Here is a 15,931-nt window from a genome sequence, read left to right as displayed (position 1 = left end):
AAGCAACGCTGCAGACCCTATGCCTTCAAGTTCCGAAGTCAAGAGGTCGAGTCGTGTGACTTGAAGCGCACCACTTGGCCAGATGTGTTCAGTACTTGAAGTCGATCTTGGGGGTCTGTCAGTGCAGCCTCTGACTTACGACCTTCGATACCCCGTCGCCCTGCATCGACACGCCGTACAGCGCGTCCGCGACCTCCATGGTCCGCTTCTGGTGCGTGATGACGATGAGCTGCGAACTCTCCTGGAGTTCGCGCATGATCCGGATGAGTCGTCGGAGGTTGGTGTCGTCCAGCGCCGCCTCCACCTCGTCCATCACGTAGAACGGGCTCGGCCGGGCCTTGAAGATCGCCACCAGCATCGCGACGGCCGTCAGGGAACGCTCGCCACCGGACAGCAGCGACAGCCGCTTGACCTTCTTGCCCGGCGGCCGGGCCTCCACCTCGACGCCCGTGCCGAGCAGATCGCCCGGATCGGTCAGGACCAGCCGCCCCTCACCGCCGGGGAACAGCCGCGAGAAGACGCCCTCGAACTCACGGGCCGTGTCCCGGAACGCCTCCGCGAAGACCTGCTGGACGCGCTCGTCGACCTCCTTCACGACCTGAAGCAGGTCGGCACGGGTCCGCTTGAGGTCCTCCAGCTGCTCGGAGAGGAACCGGTGGCGCTCCTCCAGCGCGGCGAACTCCTCCAGGGCGAGCGGGTTCACCTTTCCGAGCTGCTGGTACGCCCGTTCGGCCGCCTTGAGCCGCTTCTCCTGCTCGGCGCGGACGAAGGGCCGCAGCGCGTCGCCCGCCCGCCCGGGGTCGTCGGGCCGGTCCCCGCCGGGGGTGGGCTCCCGCCGGCTCGCGGCGGACCCGTCCTCGGCGGCTGTGGGCTCCTGCCGGCCCGCGGCGGACGCGTCCTCGCCGGGGGCCGGGCGCTGCTCCCCCGGGGTGGGCGGCGAGGCCGGCACGGGCTGGTCGGGGCCGTACTCGGCGACGAGCGCGGCCGGGTCGACGCCCAGCTCCTCCAGCGCGCGGGTCTCCAGCTGCTCGATCCGCAGCCGCTTCTCGGCGCCGAGCACCTCGCCGCGGTGAACGGAGTCGGTGAGCTTGTCCAGCTCCGCCTTCAGCTCCCGGCCGCGGGCGCGCGCGGCGGCCAGCTCGCGTTCGCGGACGGCCCGGCCCTCCTCGGCGGCGGACCGCTCCGCCTCGGCGCGCACCAGGGACACCTCGACGTGCGCGAGGAGCTGCCGGGCACCGGAGGCGACGGCCGCGGCGACCTCCGCCTCGTGCCGCAGCCGGGCGCGCCGGCGCTCGGCGCGCGCCCGGGCCTCGCGCTCGGCGCGGGCGGCGCGGTCCAGGGAGTCGGCCCGGCCGGCGAGGGCCTTCACCCGCTCCTCGTGCGTACGGGCCTGGAGGCGCGCCTCCATCTCCGTCTGGCGGGCGTTGGCACCGTCGGCGGCGAGCCGGTCCCGTACGGACGTGTCCGGTTCGTCCTCGGTCGGGGCCTCCTGGGCGACGAGGAGCCGCTCGGCCAGCTCCTCCGCCTCCTGCGTCGCCCGCTCCAGGGCCTCCTGGGCGCGGGCGACCGCGGCGCCGGCCCGCTCGGCCTCGCCCGCGGCGCCCTTGGCCTGCCCGGCGAGACCGCCGAGCCGCTGGGCGACGGCCGACTTCTCCCGGTCGGCGGCGCGACGCCGCTGCCCCAGTTCCTCGACGCGGTCCGCGCACGCCCGCCGCCGTTCGGCGGCCTCCTCCTGCGCCGCGGCCAGCTCCCGGCACCGTACGGCCAGCTCGGCGAGGTCGGCGGCGGCCTCGTCGACGGACGCCCGGACCTCCAGCAGACTGGGCGCCCCGGCGGAGCCGCCCTGCGCGAAGTGGGCGCCCAGCAGGTCGCCGTCGGCGGTGACGGCCGTCAGGGCGGGGCGCGCATACACCAGCGCCTCGGCCTCCTCAAGTGTCCCGACGACCACGACGTCGCGCAGCAGGCGCCGGACGGCCGGCATCAGCTCGTCGGGGCCGCTCACCAGGCCGGCGGCGGGCAGCGCCCCACCCGGGAGGCCGGGGCGCCCCGCGTCGACGGACGGCACGGCGGCGGAGGGCACGGCGGCGGGCGGCGGCTGTCGTGCCGCCCGGCCGTCAGGACCCGCTGACAACGGCTCCTGCGCGCCCGCACCCGCCAGGGGTGCGGGTTCCCGCACGTCGGGACCCGCCACCGGTGACGGCTCCCGCGCGTCGGGGCCCACCGGCGGGGGTGGTTCGGTCGCACCGGCCACGAGCAGGGCCGCACGGCCGGCGTCCTCCTTGCGCAGCAGGCGGATCGCCTCGGCGGCGGTCGCGGGGCCGCTCACGGCGAGCGCGTCGGCGGCCGCGCCGAGAGCCGCGGCGATCGGCACCTCGTGGCCGGGGGTGACGGTGAGCAGTCCGGCGGCCGGGCCGAGGAGGCCGGTGAGCCGGCCGGCCGCGTCGAGCAGGGCGCCGGTGCCGTCCTTGCGGCGCAGGCCGAGGGAGAGCGCCTCGTGCCGGGCCTGGGTGGCGGCACGCCGGCGTTCGGCGGAGGTGAGCGCCTCGCGGGTGGAGGCGAGCTCGGCCTCGGCGTCGGCGAGGTCGCGCGTGGCGGCGTCGTGGGCCGCGGCGAGGTCGGCGTCGCCGGCGTCGAGGCCTTCGACCTCGGCGCGCAACGCCTCGTACTCCTCGTGCGCCACGGCGGCGCGTTCGCGTGCCTCGTCGCGGGCGGCGGTCAGCCGGTCGATCTCGGCCTGGGCGGCGCCGGCGCGGGAGCGGGCGGCGCCGGCCTGACCGCTCAGCCGGGCGAGCCCCTCGCGGCGGTCGGCGATGGCGCGGGCGACGTCCCGCAGCCGGCGCTCCTCGACGGCGAGGGCCTGCTCCAGTTCGGCCCGGTGGGCGACGGTGTCCTCCAGAGCCCGTTCGGCGGCCTCCAGGGCGGCCGTCAGCTCCGCCTCCTGCTCGCGGACGCGGGCGGCCTCGCGCTCCAGCTCCTCCGGGTCGCGGCCGCGCCGCTCCTCGACGGGCCCGGCGGTGGCGCTGGTCACCCGGGCGTCGGCCAGCGAGACGGTGCCGCGCACGCGCTCGGCCAGCCGGGACAGCTCGTACCAGGTGTGCTGCGCGCGTTCCAGGCGCGGGGCGAGGCGGCGCACCTCGTCCTCCAGGGCGGACTCGCGGGCCGCGGCGGCGTTCAGGTCGGCCTCGGCGCGTTCCTTGCGCTCGCGCAGCGCCGCCTCGTCGGCGACCTCGGCGTCGAGCGCTTCCCGGAGGCGTACGAGGTCGTCGGCGAGGAGCCGCAGGCGGGCGTCGCGCAGCTCGGCCTGGATCACGGCGGCGCGGCGGGCGACGGCGGCCTGCCGGCCGAGCGGCTTGAGCTGGCGACGCAGTTCGTCGGTGAGGTCCTGGACGCGGGCGAGGTTGGCGCGCATCGCGTCGAGCTTCCGCAGCGCCTTCTCCTTGCGCTTGCGGTGCTTGAGGACGCCGGCGGCCTCCTCGATGAACGCGCGGCGGCCCATGGGGTCGGCGTGCAGGACGGAGTCGAGTTGGCCCTGGCCGACGATCACGTGCATCTCGCGGCCGATTCCGGAGTCGCTCAGCAGTTCCTGGATGTCGAGAAGCCGGCAGGTGTCGCCGTTGATCTGGTATTCGCTGCCGCCGTTGCGGAACATGATCCGCGTGATGGTGACCTCGGCGTAGTCGATGGGGAGCGCGCCGTCGGAGTTGTCGATCGTGAGGGAGACCTCGGCGCGTCCCAGGGGCGGCCGGCCGGTCGTCCCGGCGAAGATCACGTCTTCCATCTTGCCGCCGCGCAGGGATTTCGCGCCCTGTTCGCCCATGACCCAGGAAAGCGCGTCCACGACGTTCGACTTGCCGGATCCGTTGGGGCCGACGACGCAGGTGATGCCCGGTTCGAACCGCAGCGTGGTGGCGGAGGCGAACGATTTGAAACCACGGAGGGTCAGGGCCTTGAGGTGCACGGTCCGGGACTCTACCCGGCGCGTTTCGTTTGGCCCGTGAACGAGGAGGGCAGATCAGTCGATAAGCGAGGGGGTACGGCTGTCGACGCTCCGGTGAACGGGTCGGGTGTGACGTCCGGGGACTTCTGAGGAAGCGGGGGCGGGAAAAGAAAGAAGGGACGCCGAAGCGTCCCTTGCATATCTGTTCGCGAGAGTGTTTCTCACCTTCCCGAGCGTGCCGTGTGCCTCGGGTGTCCCTGTGGGGTCAGGTGAGCGCAGGCTCGCCCTTGGGAACGTCCATGTCGATGCCGTCGAGCAACGGCTCGCGGTGAGCGGCGGCAGCGGCGAGCGCGTCCTTCTCGGACTGGATCCGTACCAGCTCGGATTCCAGGTCCTGGACGCGCTGCTGAAGCCGTCGCATCTCGGCGAGCAGTCGCGGGTCGGTACCGCCGACGTAACCGAGAAGCGCCTTTGCCATGATGGATGGTCCTCCACACTGAGTGACCGACCGAAGCGGTTGGGTCGTCGAGGGAATCGCACCCGCGGTGCTCGGCGGTACGTGGTGCCGCTGCGGTTCTCACCGCCGAACAACCAGGGTGCGCGGGGCTTCCAGAGTCTCACCAAAAAGTTTGACGGTCAACACGATCACGCCCCGCATCGACGGGCAACCGGGGGGTCTCAGGCCGCCGAACCTGCGGCGGCGCCTCGCGCACGGTGCCCGATGGGGCGTGGAGATCATCCTTGCGCGCCGGGGCCGCCATCACAACCCTTTCTCGGCAATCACCTGGTCATTTCTGTTTCACGAGGCCGCGCGCCCGCCCCGCCGAACACCCTCCGGAAGTCTTCCGCGCCTCTCGGTGCGGAGGGACGCGGGTCGATCGTCAGCGGATCGCGAATCCCTCGTATCCCCCGCGTGGCGTGTCCCAGATCTCGGTGACACCGTCGACGCGGCCGGGTGTGTCGCCGGAGCGCAGCCATTCCAGCAGACGGTGGCAATTCTCACTCGGACCTTCGGCGACGACCTGGACCCGGCCGTCGTCGAGGTTCAGGGCGAAACCGGTGAGGCCCCCGATCTCCAGGGCATTCGCCCTGGTGAACCAGCGGAAGCCCACTCCCTGCACTCGTCCGCGTACCCATGCCGTGAACCTCGCCTCGTCGTTCATGGCTGCACGCTAACCGGCCGCCGCCGGGCGGAGCACCTGCCCTCCGTGTGCCGGTGGCGTACAGTCCCGACCCAGCGAGCCTCACCCGTTCGGCCGTGCCCCACCGGCACCTCCGGGCCCCGGGGCCGCGGGACGAACGACAGGACCAGCAGCTGAAGGCAGGAGGCAGAGCAGATGGGACGCCATCGACGCTCCGGCGCCGCGCCCGTACCCGCGCCGGACGGGCAGGAGACGTACGGCCCGACCGCCGCCGACTCCCCCCGGGGGCGCCGGGCCGACCGGCGGCGCAGGCGGGGGCTCCCGCTGCGCGGCGGGCTGCTCGGCGCGTCGGCCGCCATGGCGGTGGGCGCCGTCGCCGTCACGTCGGGGCTGCTGCCCGGCGGCGCCACCTTCACCCTCGGCAGCGGCACCACCGGCACGCCCGCCGAGCACATACGCTCGGGCAGCGCCCCGGACCTGGGCACCCAGGGCCGCACCGCCTCCGCTCCCGCCCCCACGACGGCACCCGCCTCGCGTACGTCGGCCCCGTCGGCCCCGCCGTCGACGCGCAGCGCCCCGCGCCCCTCGGCCACCCCGCCCCGGACGGCCGCGCCGAAGCCCCCCGTCCCGAAGGCCCCCGCGCCGTCGCCGACCCGCACGAAGACCCCGTCGCCGGCCCCCGAGCGCACCACGATCCCGCCGGCGCCGCGCCCCACGCCGACCAAGCCCGCCCCGGAGCGCACGACCGCGCCGCCCGCCCCGCAGACCCCGACCAGCCGCGCCATGGCGGCCGAGGCGGCGGTCCTCGCCCTGGTCAACCAGGAGCGGGCGGCGTTCGGCTGCAGCCCCCTGCGCGCCTCGACGGACCTCGGCGACCTGGCTCGGGCGTACAGCCAGGACATGGCGGAGCGCGCGTTCTTCGACCACACGGACCCCGACGGCGACGACCCGTGGGCACGGGCGTCCCAGGCGGGCGTCGAAGGACTGGGCGGCGAGAACATCGCCCGCGGCCAGGCCGACGCGAAGGCCGTCATGGAGGGGTGGATGAACAGCGAGGGGCACCGCGCGAACATCCTGAACTGCGACTTCAAGCGGCTCGGCGTCGGCGTCCACTTCGGCCCCGGCGGCCCGTGGTGGACGCAGAACTTCGGCTTCTGAGATTTCCCGCGCAGCCCCTCGGGCGCGAGCCCCGAGCAGCCGCTCGCGGGGCCGTGCTCCCTCGCGCCGAAGCGGCTCCGGCACGCAACCGCTCCACCGCCCGCGCTGATACCCTCCCCGTCGTCGCGCAGGGTTCCTCCAGGGGAGACGAGTGGACACCCTCCTCATCAGTACGGTCAGCGTTCTGCTCACTCTGCTCGTCACGGCGGTCTTCCATCCGTTGGCGAGCAGGCTGAGCACGGTTTCCCGGCGGATCACCCGGATCAAGCCGCTGACCGTCCACGTGGAGACGGACCCGTCCCTCGTGTGGGCGGGATTCCCGAACTGGGTTCCCGCGTTCGTCTGGCTGCCCGACCCGCCCACCGGTACCCCGCCGGAGCACCCCACGGACTGGTACGCGTGGGCACGTGCGCGAGGTGGGGCGGACGCCGCCCAGACGGTCCTGAAGGTCACGGTCACGGCCCGTGAACTCGCGTCCGTGGTGATCGAGTGCCCCAAGCTGCGCCACGAATTCGAACCCCTCGACGACCCACCCGCCGGATGCGTCGCCTGCTGTCCGACGGGAGGCGCCGCTGTCACGCCGAGGCGCATCCAGGTCGACCTGGGACTGGGGACGACGACGTGGGTGGATGACGGCGGATCCCCGATCGGCCCCGTCACTCTCACCTTGTCACCGGGCGAGACCGAGCAGTTCCTCGTCTTCGTGCATGCTCACTCCGGGCGCAACGAGTGGCACCTGGAACTCCCGGTCCTCGTCGACGGGAAACGGCAGATGATTCCCCTCAGGGACAAGGGCGAGCGCTTCGTCACCTACGGGCCGGAAGGGTTCGACGAGTACCGCTGGTCCGACGGCGGGTGGGAGCGCCACCACCAGGGTCTGTCTTGTTGATCAGGCCGGATCGGGGAGCGGTGCCGGACGTCGCGAGCCCGGCACGATCCGAAGGACAGGACCCGGCTCCGGAGCGTGCCGACCCCGAGTGAGGCGCACCCGCCCGTGGCCGCCTCCGGGCCGTCGGCGGCCCGGTCACCCGTCCGTCTCGCCGGCCTCGGGCTTCGGAACCTCGGAGCTCGGCCCTGCCCCGCTCCCGGCGGTCCGGTCCCCCGGCGTCGGCTCGTCGGGGGCGGCATCAGGGGGTGAGGGTGGTGCGGCCCCTGGTGAAGGTGTGAGCCGTGGAGGCCACGCGCCGGCCGAGGTGTTCCGCCGTGGCGATGTCCGCCTTGTGGACGGCCTCGGGGCCCTGGTCGTTGTTGGTCTGGGCGCTCGCGCCGGCGAAGATGCCGAGGCGGTTGAGGTCGTTCTCGGAGCCGGTGCTGGAGTTCCAGCCCGGCTTCAGGCCGAGGTTGATCCAGTGCATCCCGTGCTGGGCGGCGAGGGTCTGGAAGTAGTACAGGGTGTGCGGCTTGTCGCCGCTCTTGGAAGCGGAGTTGGTGAACCCGGCCGCCAGTTTGTCCTGCCAGGCTCCGGCGAACCAGCGCCCGGACGTGGCCTCCGCGAAGGCGTGGAAGGCGCCGGAGGCCGTGCCCATGTAGGTGGGCGAGCCGAAGACGATCGCGTCCGAGGCGTCCAGCAGGGCCCAGCCGGACTCGGTCAGTTCGTCGACCCTCAGGAGGTGGGCGGTGGCGCCGGCGTCGGCCGCGCCGTTCCGGACGGCCTCGGCGAGGACGGTGGTGTGGCCGTAGCCGGAGTGGTAGGCGATCGAAACGACGGGCGTGCTCATACGGGTCTCCTGGTTCGGCGTGGTGCGCGCCGCGCGCCGTGTGCCGGCGGTGCTGCGGTGGCGGCTCTCCCCGTCTTCAACGAGCCACGGCGGCGTGCGGCGACGTCAGCGAGTAGGCATTCCCGTACATATGTGTGCCCCGGAGCGCGTCCCGTAGTGGTGCGGGCGGGGTGGGGGCCGTCACACGTGCGGGGCCGGGCGGGGGGCGTCACACGTGCGGAGCCGGGCGGGGGGCGCGCTGGCAGCGGGGGCAGAAGTAGCTGGACCGGTTCATCCACGGGCGGCGGCGGATCGGCGTGCCGCACCGCCGGCAGGGCTCGTCCTCGCGCCCGTAGGCGTCGAGCGACCGGTCGAAGTAGCCGGACTCGCCGTTGACGTTGACGTACAGGCTGTCGAAGCTGGTGCCGCCGACCGCCAGCGCGGCGGTCATGACGTCCCGGACGTGGCCGAGCAGCTCGTACGAGCGCGGCCGGGTGAGGGCGGCGGTGGGGCGGTCGTAGTGCAGGCGGCTGCGCCACAGCGCCTCGTCGGCGTAGATGTTGCCGACGCCGCTGATGAGGCTCTGGTCGAGCAGGGCCCGCTTGACGGTGGTGCGGCGCAACCGCAGGGCGGCGTGGAAGGCGGCGTCGTCGAAGGCCGGGTCCAGGGGATCGCGGGCGATGTGCGCGATGACGTCGGGCAGCCCCTCCCGGTCGGTCTCGTGGAGGGAGAGCCCGCCGAAGGTGCGCTGGTCGACGAAGCGCAGCTCGGTGCCGAGGGTGTCGTCGAAGCGTATGCGGACGCGCAGGTGCCGCTCGTCGGGGGCGTCCTCCGGCTGGACGAGGAGCTGACCGCTCATGCCGAGGTGTCCGAGGACCGCGGCGTCGGCGTCGTCCAGCGGCAGCCACAGGTACTTGCCGCGCCGCCGGGCCACGCCGACGCGGTGGCCGACGAGGCGGGCGGCGAAGTCCTCGCCACCGCCGGCGTGCCGCCGGACGGCACGCGGGTGGAGCACGTCCACGGCGGCGACGGTGCGGCCGCTCACCCAGCGTTCGAGGCCCCGTCGGACGACTTCGACCTCGGGCAGCTCGGGCACGGCACTCCTGGGAGGGGGAGGACGGGGAACGGGGGAAGCCCCGCCGTACCGGAAGGCCGGTGCGACGGGGCGGAAGCGGGACAGGAGCCGGACGGGCCCGGCCGGGCCGGTGGGTCCGGCCGGGCCTCAGGCCGTCCGGCCGTGCCTCAGGCCGAGGCCGGGTCGGCCGCGGCCGTCGCCTCGGGGCTGCCGGCGGGGCCCGCCGGCTCGGGAACGGGAGAGGGAGAGGGGTCGGCGACCTCTCCGGCCTCGGCTGCGGCCTTCGCCGCCGCCTCCCGCTCGTCCGCGGCGGCACGGATGGCCCGCCAGGCGGACTCCGCGGCCTGCTGCTCCGCTTCCTTCTTGCTGCGGCCGGTGCCGGTGCCGTACGAGACACCACCGACGCGGGCAGCAGCAGTGAAGGTCTTCTCGTGGTCCGGACCGGTCTCGGTGACCAGGTACTCCGGGACGCCGAGACCCTCGGCCGCGGTCAGCTCCTGGAGGCTGGTCTTCCAGTCCAGGCCGGCGCCGAGGTTCGAGGACTTCTCGATCAGCGGGTCGAAGAGCCGGTGCACCAGCTCGGACGCCGCGTCGAGGCCCTGGTCGAGGTAGACCGCGCCGATCACCGCTTCGAGGGTGTCGGCGAGGATGGACGCCTTGTCCCGGCCGCCCGTGCCCTCTTCACCGCGGCCGAGCCGGATGAAGGAGCCCAGGTCGAGGCCGCGGCCGACCTCCGCCAGCGCACGCGAGTTGACCACCGCGGCCCGCAACTTGGCCAGCTGGCCTTCGGGCAGGTCGGGGTGGGTGCGGTACAGCGTGTCCGTGACCACCAGGCCGAGCACGGAGTCCCCGAGGAACTCCAGTCGCTCGTTGGTGGGCAGACCGCCGTTCTCGTACGCGTACGAACGGTGGGTCAGCGCACGCACCAGAAGGGCGGACTCGAGTCGATACCCGAGCCGCCCTTCCAGAAGCGTGTGGGACGAGGCCGTGTTGTCCGCCTGCTTCTTGGCGTCATCCGCCGTTTCGTGGCTAGACACGGTGCCTCTCACCAGCCCGCTCAGACCGAGAGGACCTGGCGCTTGTTGTACGTGCCGCAGCTGGGGCACGCGATGTGCTGCAGCTTCGGCTCCTGGCAACGCTCGCACGAAACCAGGGTGGGGACCGCAGCCTTCCACTGCGACCGGCGGTGGCGCGTGTTGCTGCGCGACATCTTCCGCTTCGGAACAGCCACGGCTACTTCTCCTGCTTCTCGTCGACGCCCGCTTCGGCGCCGCTCATGTCGTCCTTCTCGTCGGTTCCGAGTGAACCAGCGAGTCCCTGCAGTGCCGCCCAACGGATGTCGACGGCGTCATGGTGGTGGTCCGGGTTCTCGTTCAGGTCCGCGCCACATTCGGCGCAGAGCCCGGCACAGTCCTCCCGGCACACCGGCTGCATCGGCAGTGCGAGCACCACCGCATCACGCAGCACGGGCTCGAGGTCGAACATGCCGTCCTCGAGGGGGGTGACGTCCTCGTCCTCCTCGACATCGTCGTCCGCGGCCGCCTTGCGGTGGCCCCGGGCATCGCCGCTGTCGGGGTGGGGGTACGAGAACATCTCCTGGTAGTCCGCCGCGACCTCTCGGCGCAGCGGCACCAGACACCTTACGCACTCCCCCTCGGCGGTCGCACGGGCGGTGCCCGTGACGAGCACCCCTTCCATGACCGACTCGAGGCGGAGGTCGAGCTCGACGGGCGAGCCCTCCGGTACGCCGATGACTCCGTCGATGCCGAGGTCGGCGGGTGCCGCCACCTCGCGGGTGATCCGCTGGAGGGCACCAGGACGCCGCCCCAGCTCGTGTGTGTCGAACACGAGGGGGTTGCGGTGGTCGAGGCGCGTGCTCAGGGTTCTTCCTGCTTTCGGAATCGGGAGGGGGCCGCCCTGCTCGCGCTGCGGGGCCGAGTGGGCAGCCGGGATCGCGGACGTACTCGCGACCGAAGAGCCAGGATACTGGACGCTTCGCCCAGGGCCCAATCGGGCGGTCGCCGCCGGCCCGCGGCCGGCTCGGCGACGCCCGGTCGCGGCCGTGTCAGCGGCCCTGGTCGTGGCCCTGCTCGTAGCGGCGCAGCTGTTCCAGGTCGATCATGCCCGTGTCGAAGAAGCTCGTCTCGTCCAGTGCGGCGCCCTGCTGCGCCGGCGGGAGCGGCGGCGCCGGGGGCTGCTGCGGGTAGGCGTAGGGGTCGGGGCCGCCGCCGTAGCCCTGGGGCTGGGCGTAGCCGCCCTGGTCGTACCCCTGGGCACCGCCCTGGTCGTACCCCTGCGGGCCCTGGCCGTAGCCCTGGGGGGCCTGGTCGTAACCCTGGGGGGCCTCGTAGCCCTGGGGGGCCTGGTCGTAGCCCTGCTGGGGGTAGGCGTAGGGGTCCTGCTGGTACGCGTAGGCGTCCTGGGGCTGCTGGGGCTGCTGGGCCGGGTAGCCGTACGGGTCGGGCTGCCGTGCGGGTGGCGGCGGGACCTGCTGCGGTACGGCACCGGGGGCGGGCGTCGCGGTCGGTGCCGGGTCGGCCGGCTCGGCGAGGCCGGCGAGGTAGTCGGCGTCGCTGGTGTGCAGCTGCCCGGGGCCCGCGGCGTCCTGGGCGGCCATGTGCTCGCCGAGGGCGTCGGCCTCGGAGCGGCCGTGGAGCTTCTGGCGGCCGCGGCCGACCGCTTCCAGGGTCTTGCTGAGGACGGCCTCGAAGGCGCTCAGCTTGGCGTCGACGTAGGCGTCGGCCCGCTGGACGAGGGTCTGCGGGTCGGAGCTGTACTCGGGGGCGTCCTCGTCGGCGAACCCCTGCTCGTCCAGGCCCGGGCCGCGGCCGAGGAGCTTCTCGCGCCCGCGGTCGACGGAGCCGATGGTCTTGGTGAGGACCACCTCGAAGTTGGCGAGCTTGGAGTCGACGTAGTCGTCGGCCTCGGCACGGATCTCCTCGGCCTCGCGGCGGGCCTCGGCGAGGATGCGGTCGGCCTCCTCCTGGGACCTGCGGGCCACCTGGCTGTCGGAGATGAGGGAGCCGCGCTCGGCGTGGGCCGCCTCGATGATCCGCTCGGCCTCCCGGCGGGCCTGCTCGACCAGCTGCTCACGGCCGCCGATGAGCTCCTCGGCCTGGGCGAGGGAGCCCGGCAGGGCCTGGCGCACCTCGTCCAGCAGTGCGAGCAGTTCCGCGCGGTTCACCACGCAGGAGGCCGACATGGGCATGGAGCGCGCGCTCCCGACCGCCTCGACGATGTCGTCGAGCTTCTTCTGCACGTCCACCGTGTGCTCGCCACTCTCTACAGCCGGATGGGAAGACGGACGCCACGACTGTACGGCCAGCGGGGGCCCGCCGGAGACCATCTGACGAGCCGTCAGACGATCACTCGGGGGTCACTTCTCGCGCAGCCGCGCGACCAGTGCCGCGTGGACCGCCGGCGGCAGCAGGTGCGAGACGTCGCCGCCCCACGCCGCCACCTCCTTGACCAAGGAGGAGGAGAGGAAGCTGTAGGTGGGGTTGGTCGGCACGAAGAGGGTCTCGACACCGGTGAGGCCGTTGTTCATCTGCGCCATCTGCAACTCGTAGTCGAAGTCGCTGACCGCGCGCAGCCCCTTGACGATGGCCGGGATGCCGCGGTCCTTGCAGAAGTCGACCAGCAGGCCGTGGTGGGCCTCGACCTCGACGTTGTCGTACTCGCGGGTCACCTCGCGGATGAGGTCCATCCGCTCCTCGACGGTGAACAGGCCCTGCTTCGACTTGTTGATCATCACGGCCACGTGCACGACGTCGTACAGCTTGGAGGCGCGGGCGATGATGTCGAGGTGTCCGTTGGTGATGGGGTCGAACGACCCCGGACAGACTGCTCGGCGCAACTGAAGTCCCTCGCTCTCCGGTCCGGTCATGGTGCGTCTTCGCACGTAGAGGCGGCGCGACCGTACCAAAACGTTCCCTCGCCGTAGCGACGGGCCCGTAGCGGCTCGAACCCTTCCGGCCAGTCGAATGCCCCACCCCTGGTGCTGCGCTCCACGGTGACGAGCGCGTCCTGCGCGAGCCAGCCCTGGGAGCGGAGTGTGAGGAGTATCTCGCGAAGATCGTCGTCCGGGACGGCGTACGGCGGGTCGAGGAAGACCGCGTCGTACGGCTCGGCCGGCGCGGGGCCCGCGGCGGCCTGCTCGGCCCGGCCGGTGCGGACCTCGGCGCCCGGCAGGCCGAGGGCGCGGACGTTCTCCCGGACGGTGCGGGCGGCGCGGGCGTCGGCCTCGACGAGCAGGACGTGCGAGGCGCCGCGGGACAGGGCCTCCAGGCCGACGGCGCCCGACCCGGCGTACAGGTCGGCGACGCGGATGCCGTCGAGGGTGCCGAGGAGCGACTCCCAGGTGGAGAACAGGCCCTCGCGCGCCCGGTCCGAGGTGGGTCGGGTGCCGTTGCCCGGCGGTACGGCCAGGCGGCGTCCGCCGGCCGCGCCGGCGATCACGCGGGTCATGTCAGTCCTTGTCTCGGTCGTCCGCGGGCTCCGGAGCCCGCGGGCGTCGGCCGCCCACGGGCTCCGGTCGGCCGCGGGCTGCGACCTCGGGTCGTCCGCGGGCGGGTCGTCCGCGGGCCGTCGGCCGTCGTCCGCAGGCGTCGGTCGGCCGCGGGCGGGTTCGGCTCCCGCGGTCTCGCTCCCACGATATGGGCAGACCGGCCCCGGCGTGCGTCAGCCCTTCTCCAGGTACTGCTCCCGCTCCTCGTCGAGGAGGGCGGCCAGGGCGGTGCGCAGCTCCGGGAGGCGCTCCAGTTCGGGGTCGGCGGCGACGACGGCCACCGCCTCCTCGCGGGCGGCGGCGATGACCTCCTCGTCCTCGATGACGGCGAGCACCCGCAGGGAGGAGCGGACACCGGACTGGGCCTGGCCGAGCACGTCGCCCTCGCGGCGCTGTTCCAGGTCGATGCGGGAGAGCTCGAAGCCGTCGAGGGTGGCGGCGACGGCGGCCAGGCGCCCGCGGGCCGGGCTCGCCTCGGGCATCTCGGTGACCAGCAGGCAGAGCCCCGGGGCGGAGCCGCGGCCCACGCGACCGCGCAGCTGGTGGAGCTGGGAGACGCCGAACCGGTCCGCGTCCATGATCACCATCGCCGTGGCGTTCGGGACGTTCACGCCGACCTCGATGACGGTCGTCGCGACCAGGACATCCGCCTCGCCCGCGGCGAAGCGGCGCATGACGGCGTCCTTGTCGTCGGGGGGCATCCTGCCGTGCAGGACCTCGACGCGCAGGCCCGCGAGCGGGCCCTTCGCCAGGTGGTCGGCGACGTCCAGGACGGCGAGCGGGGGCCGCTTGTCCGCCCCGTCGTCCTTGGCGGCCTTCCCCTTCCGTTCGTCCTCCTCGTCGCCGATGCGGGGGCAGACGACGTACGCCTGGTGGCCGTTCTCCACCTCCTCGCGGACCCGCTCCCAGGCGCGGGCCAGGAAGTGCGGCTTGTCGGCGGCCGGCACGACGTGGCTGGCGATCGGGGAGCGGCCGGCGGGCAGCTGGTCCAGGACGGAGGTCTCCAGGTCACCGAAGACGGTCATCGCGACCGTGCGCGGGATGGGCGTGGCCGTCATGACGAGCAGGTGCGGCGGCTGCTTCCCCTTGCCGCGCAGGGCGTCGCGCTGCTCGACGCCGAAGCGGTGCTGCTCGTCGACGACCACCAGGCCGAGGTCGTGGAACTTGACCTTGTCCTCGATCAGCGCGTGCGTGCCGATGACGATGCCCGCCTCGCCGGTGACCAGGTCGAGCAGGGCGCTGCGGCGGGCGGAGGCGCTCATGGAGCCGGTGAGCAGCACGACCTTGGTGGCGTGCTCGGCGCCGCCCAGCATGCCGCCCTGGGCGAGCTCGCCCATCATCTCGGTGACGGAGCGGTGGTGCTGCTGGGCGAGGACCTCGGTGGGGGCGAGCATCGCGGCCTGCCCGCCCGCGTCCACGACGGCGAGCATCGCCCGGAGGGCGACCAGCGTCTTTCCGCTGCCGACCTCGCCCTGGAGGAGGCGGTGCATGGGGTGTTCGGTGGCCAGGTCGTCGAAGATCTCCTTCGACACCTTCTCCTGGCCTCCGGTGAGGGTGAACGGCAGCTTGGCGTCGAAGGCGTCCAGCAGTCCGCCCGGGACCGGCCGGCGCGCCACCGCGGGCAGTTGGGCGTCGGCGTACCGCCGGCGGGCGAGGGCGACCTGCAGGACGAACGCCTCGTCCCACTTGAGCCGTTCGCGCGCGTCGGCGACGTCGGCCTTGGTGCGCGGGCGGTGGATCCTGTGCAGGGCGTCGGGGAGGTCGGTGAGGCCACGGCCCTCGCGCAGGGCGGGCGGCAGCGGGTCGAGGGCGTCCGCCGCGCGGGGCAGCACCGCGTCGACCGCCTTGGCGATCTTCCAGGACTCCAGCTTGGTCGTGGCGGGGTAGATCGGGATGAGCGCCCCGGCCCAGCTGTCGACGGCGCCGTCGCCCTCCTCGCCGCGCAGCAGCTCGTACGCGGGGTGGGCGAGCTGCGTCTTGCGGTTGAAGACGGAGACCTTGCCGGAGAACATCGCGCGGGTGCCGGGCAGGAGGTCCTTGTGCGGCTTGTGGACGCCCTTGCCGAAGAAGACCAGTTGCAGCCGGCCGCTCCCGTCGGTGATGGTCACCTCCAGCCGCTGGCCTCGCCCCCGGGCGCCGTTGAACGTCAGGACGCGCGCGTCCGCGACACGGGCCACCACCGTGACGTGCTCGTCGAGCGGCAGGTCGGCGAGCGTGGTCAGCTCGCCCCGCTCGGCGTACCGCCGCGGGTAGTGGTGCAGGAGGTCGCCGACGGTGTGCAGGTCGAGGGCCTCGGCCATCACCTTGGCCGTGGCCGGACCGAGCACCTTCTTCAGCGGCTCACCGAGCACAGCGGTCTCTCCCTCGTGGTCGGAACTCCTCCCATTCCACACCACGCCGCTGACAGCGGGCGGC

14 protein-coding genes are annotated in these 15,931 nt (G+C 73.5%); 2 read left to right on the top strand and 12 right to left on the bottom strand.

The features are described 5' to 3' along the window. Positions 1-118: 118 nt before the first annotated feature. From ACF053_RS28030 to ACF053_RS28020, 3 genes are all read right to left on the bottom strand, one after another. Positions 119-3,958: an AAA family ATPase gene (locus ACF053_RS28030; protein ID WP_391956555.1), complete on the bottom strand. Its 3,840-nt coding sequence runs from the start codon at positions 3,956-3,958 to the stop codon at positions 119-121. A 244-nt stretch (positions 3,959-4,202) separates the two neighbouring features. Then, positions 4,203-4,415, bottom strand: a complete 213-nt coding sequence (locus tag ACF053_RS28025; protein WP_058942311.1) for a hypothetical protein — start codon at positions 4,413-4,415, stop codon at positions 4,203-4,205. A gap of 403 nt (positions 4,416-4,818) precedes the next feature. After that, on the bottom strand, positions 4,819-5,100 hold the full coding sequence (locus ACF053_RS28020) for an acylphosphatase (RefSeq protein ID WP_058942310.1): 282 nt from the start codon (positions 5,098-5,100) through the stop codon (positions 4,819-4,821). Between the two features lie 174 nt (positions 5,101-5,274). On the opposite strand from ACF053_RS28020, the gene ACF053_RS28015 reads away from it, so the two are divergent. Beyond that, the gene (locus tag ACF053_RS28015) at positions 5,275-6,237 is read left to right on the top strand and encodes a CAP domain-containing protein (RefSeq protein ID WP_391956554.1); all 963 of its coding nucleotides are present in this window, start codon (positions 5,275-5,277) and stop codon (positions 6,235-6,237) included. Positions 6,238-6,388: 151 nt separating this feature from the next. Next, positions 6,389-7,126, top strand: a complete 738-nt coding sequence (locus ACF053_RS28010; protein WP_391956553.1) for a hypothetical protein — start codon at positions 6,389-6,391, stop codon at positions 7,124-7,126. Positions 7,127-7,364: 238 nt separating this feature from the next. Here ACF053_RS28010 and ACF053_RS28005 read toward each other — a convergent pair whose 3' ends face one another. From ACF053_RS28005 to recG, 9 genes are all read right to left on the bottom strand, one after another. Further along, positions 7,365-7,955 carry a flavodoxin family protein gene (locus tag ACF053_RS28005; protein ID WP_391956552.1) on the bottom strand — a complete coding sequence of 197 codons (591 nt, stop codon included), beginning with the start codon at positions 7,953-7,955 and terminating at the stop codon, positions 7,365-7,367. Between the two features lie 208 nt (positions 7,956-8,163). Continuing rightward, entirely contained in the window at positions 8,164-9,030 is an 867-nt protein-coding gene (gene mutM / locus ACF053_RS28000) for a bifunctional DNA-formamidopyrimidine glycosylase/DNA-(apurinic or apyrimidinic site) lyase (protein WP_391956551.1), read from the bottom strand. 146 nt (positions 9,031-9,176) lie between these two features. Beyond that, positions 9,177-10,046, bottom strand: a complete 870-nt coding sequence (gene rnc, locus ACF053_RS27995) for a ribonuclease III (protein ID WP_391956550.1) — start codon at positions 10,044-10,046, stop codon at positions 9,177-9,179. Positions 10,047-10,066: 20 nt separating this feature from the next. Then, complete coding sequence (rpmF, locus tag ACF053_RS27990; RefSeq protein WP_015036448.1) at positions 10,067-10,240, bottom strand: 50S ribosomal protein L32; 174 nt, start codon at positions 10,238-10,240, stop codon at positions 10,067-10,069. A gap of 2 nt (positions 10,241-10,242) precedes the next feature. Next, on the bottom strand, positions 10,243-10,857 hold the full coding sequence (locus ACF053_RS27985) for a YceD family protein (protein WP_391956549.1): 615 nt from the start codon (positions 10,855-10,857) through the stop codon (positions 10,243-10,245). 217 nt (positions 10,858-11,074) lie between these two features. Further along, positions 11,075-12,274 (bottom strand): ATP synthase F0 subunit B, encoded by a 1,200-nt coding sequence (locus ACF053_RS27980; RefSeq protein WP_391956548.1) that lies wholly within the window; start codon positions 12,272-12,274, stop codon positions 11,075-11,077. A gap of 111 nt (positions 12,275-12,385) precedes the next feature. Then, positions 12,386-12,865, bottom strand: a complete 480-nt coding sequence (gene coaD, locus ACF053_RS27975; protein WP_391956592.1) for a pantetheine-phosphate adenylyltransferase — start codon at positions 12,863-12,865, stop codon at positions 12,386-12,388. A 26-nt stretch (positions 12,866-12,891) separates the two neighbouring features. Beyond that, positions 12,892-13,476, bottom strand: a complete 585-nt coding sequence (rsmD, locus tag ACF053_RS27970; protein WP_391956547.1) for a 16S rRNA (guanine(966)-N(2))-methyltransferase RsmD — start codon at positions 13,474-13,476, stop codon at positions 12,892-12,894. Positions 13,477-13,689: 213 nt separating this feature from the next. After that, positions 13,690-15,816, bottom strand: a complete 2,127-nt coding sequence (gene recG / locus ACF053_RS27965) for an ATP-dependent DNA helicase RecG (protein WP_391956591.1) — start codon at positions 15,814-15,816, stop codon at positions 13,690-13,692. Positions 15,817-15,931 lie beyond the last annotated feature (115 nt).

Origin of the sequence: Streptomyces kanasensis (genome assembly GCF_043077165.1) — a bacterium.
In the GTDB taxonomy this organism is placed as follows: domain Bacteria; phylum Actinomycetota; class Actinomycetes; order Streptomycetales; family Streptomycetaceae; genus Streptomyces; species Streptomyces changanensis.
The sequence above is the reverse complement of the archived record's forward strand: the minus strand, read 5'-3'. Positions and strand labels throughout refer to the sequence as shown.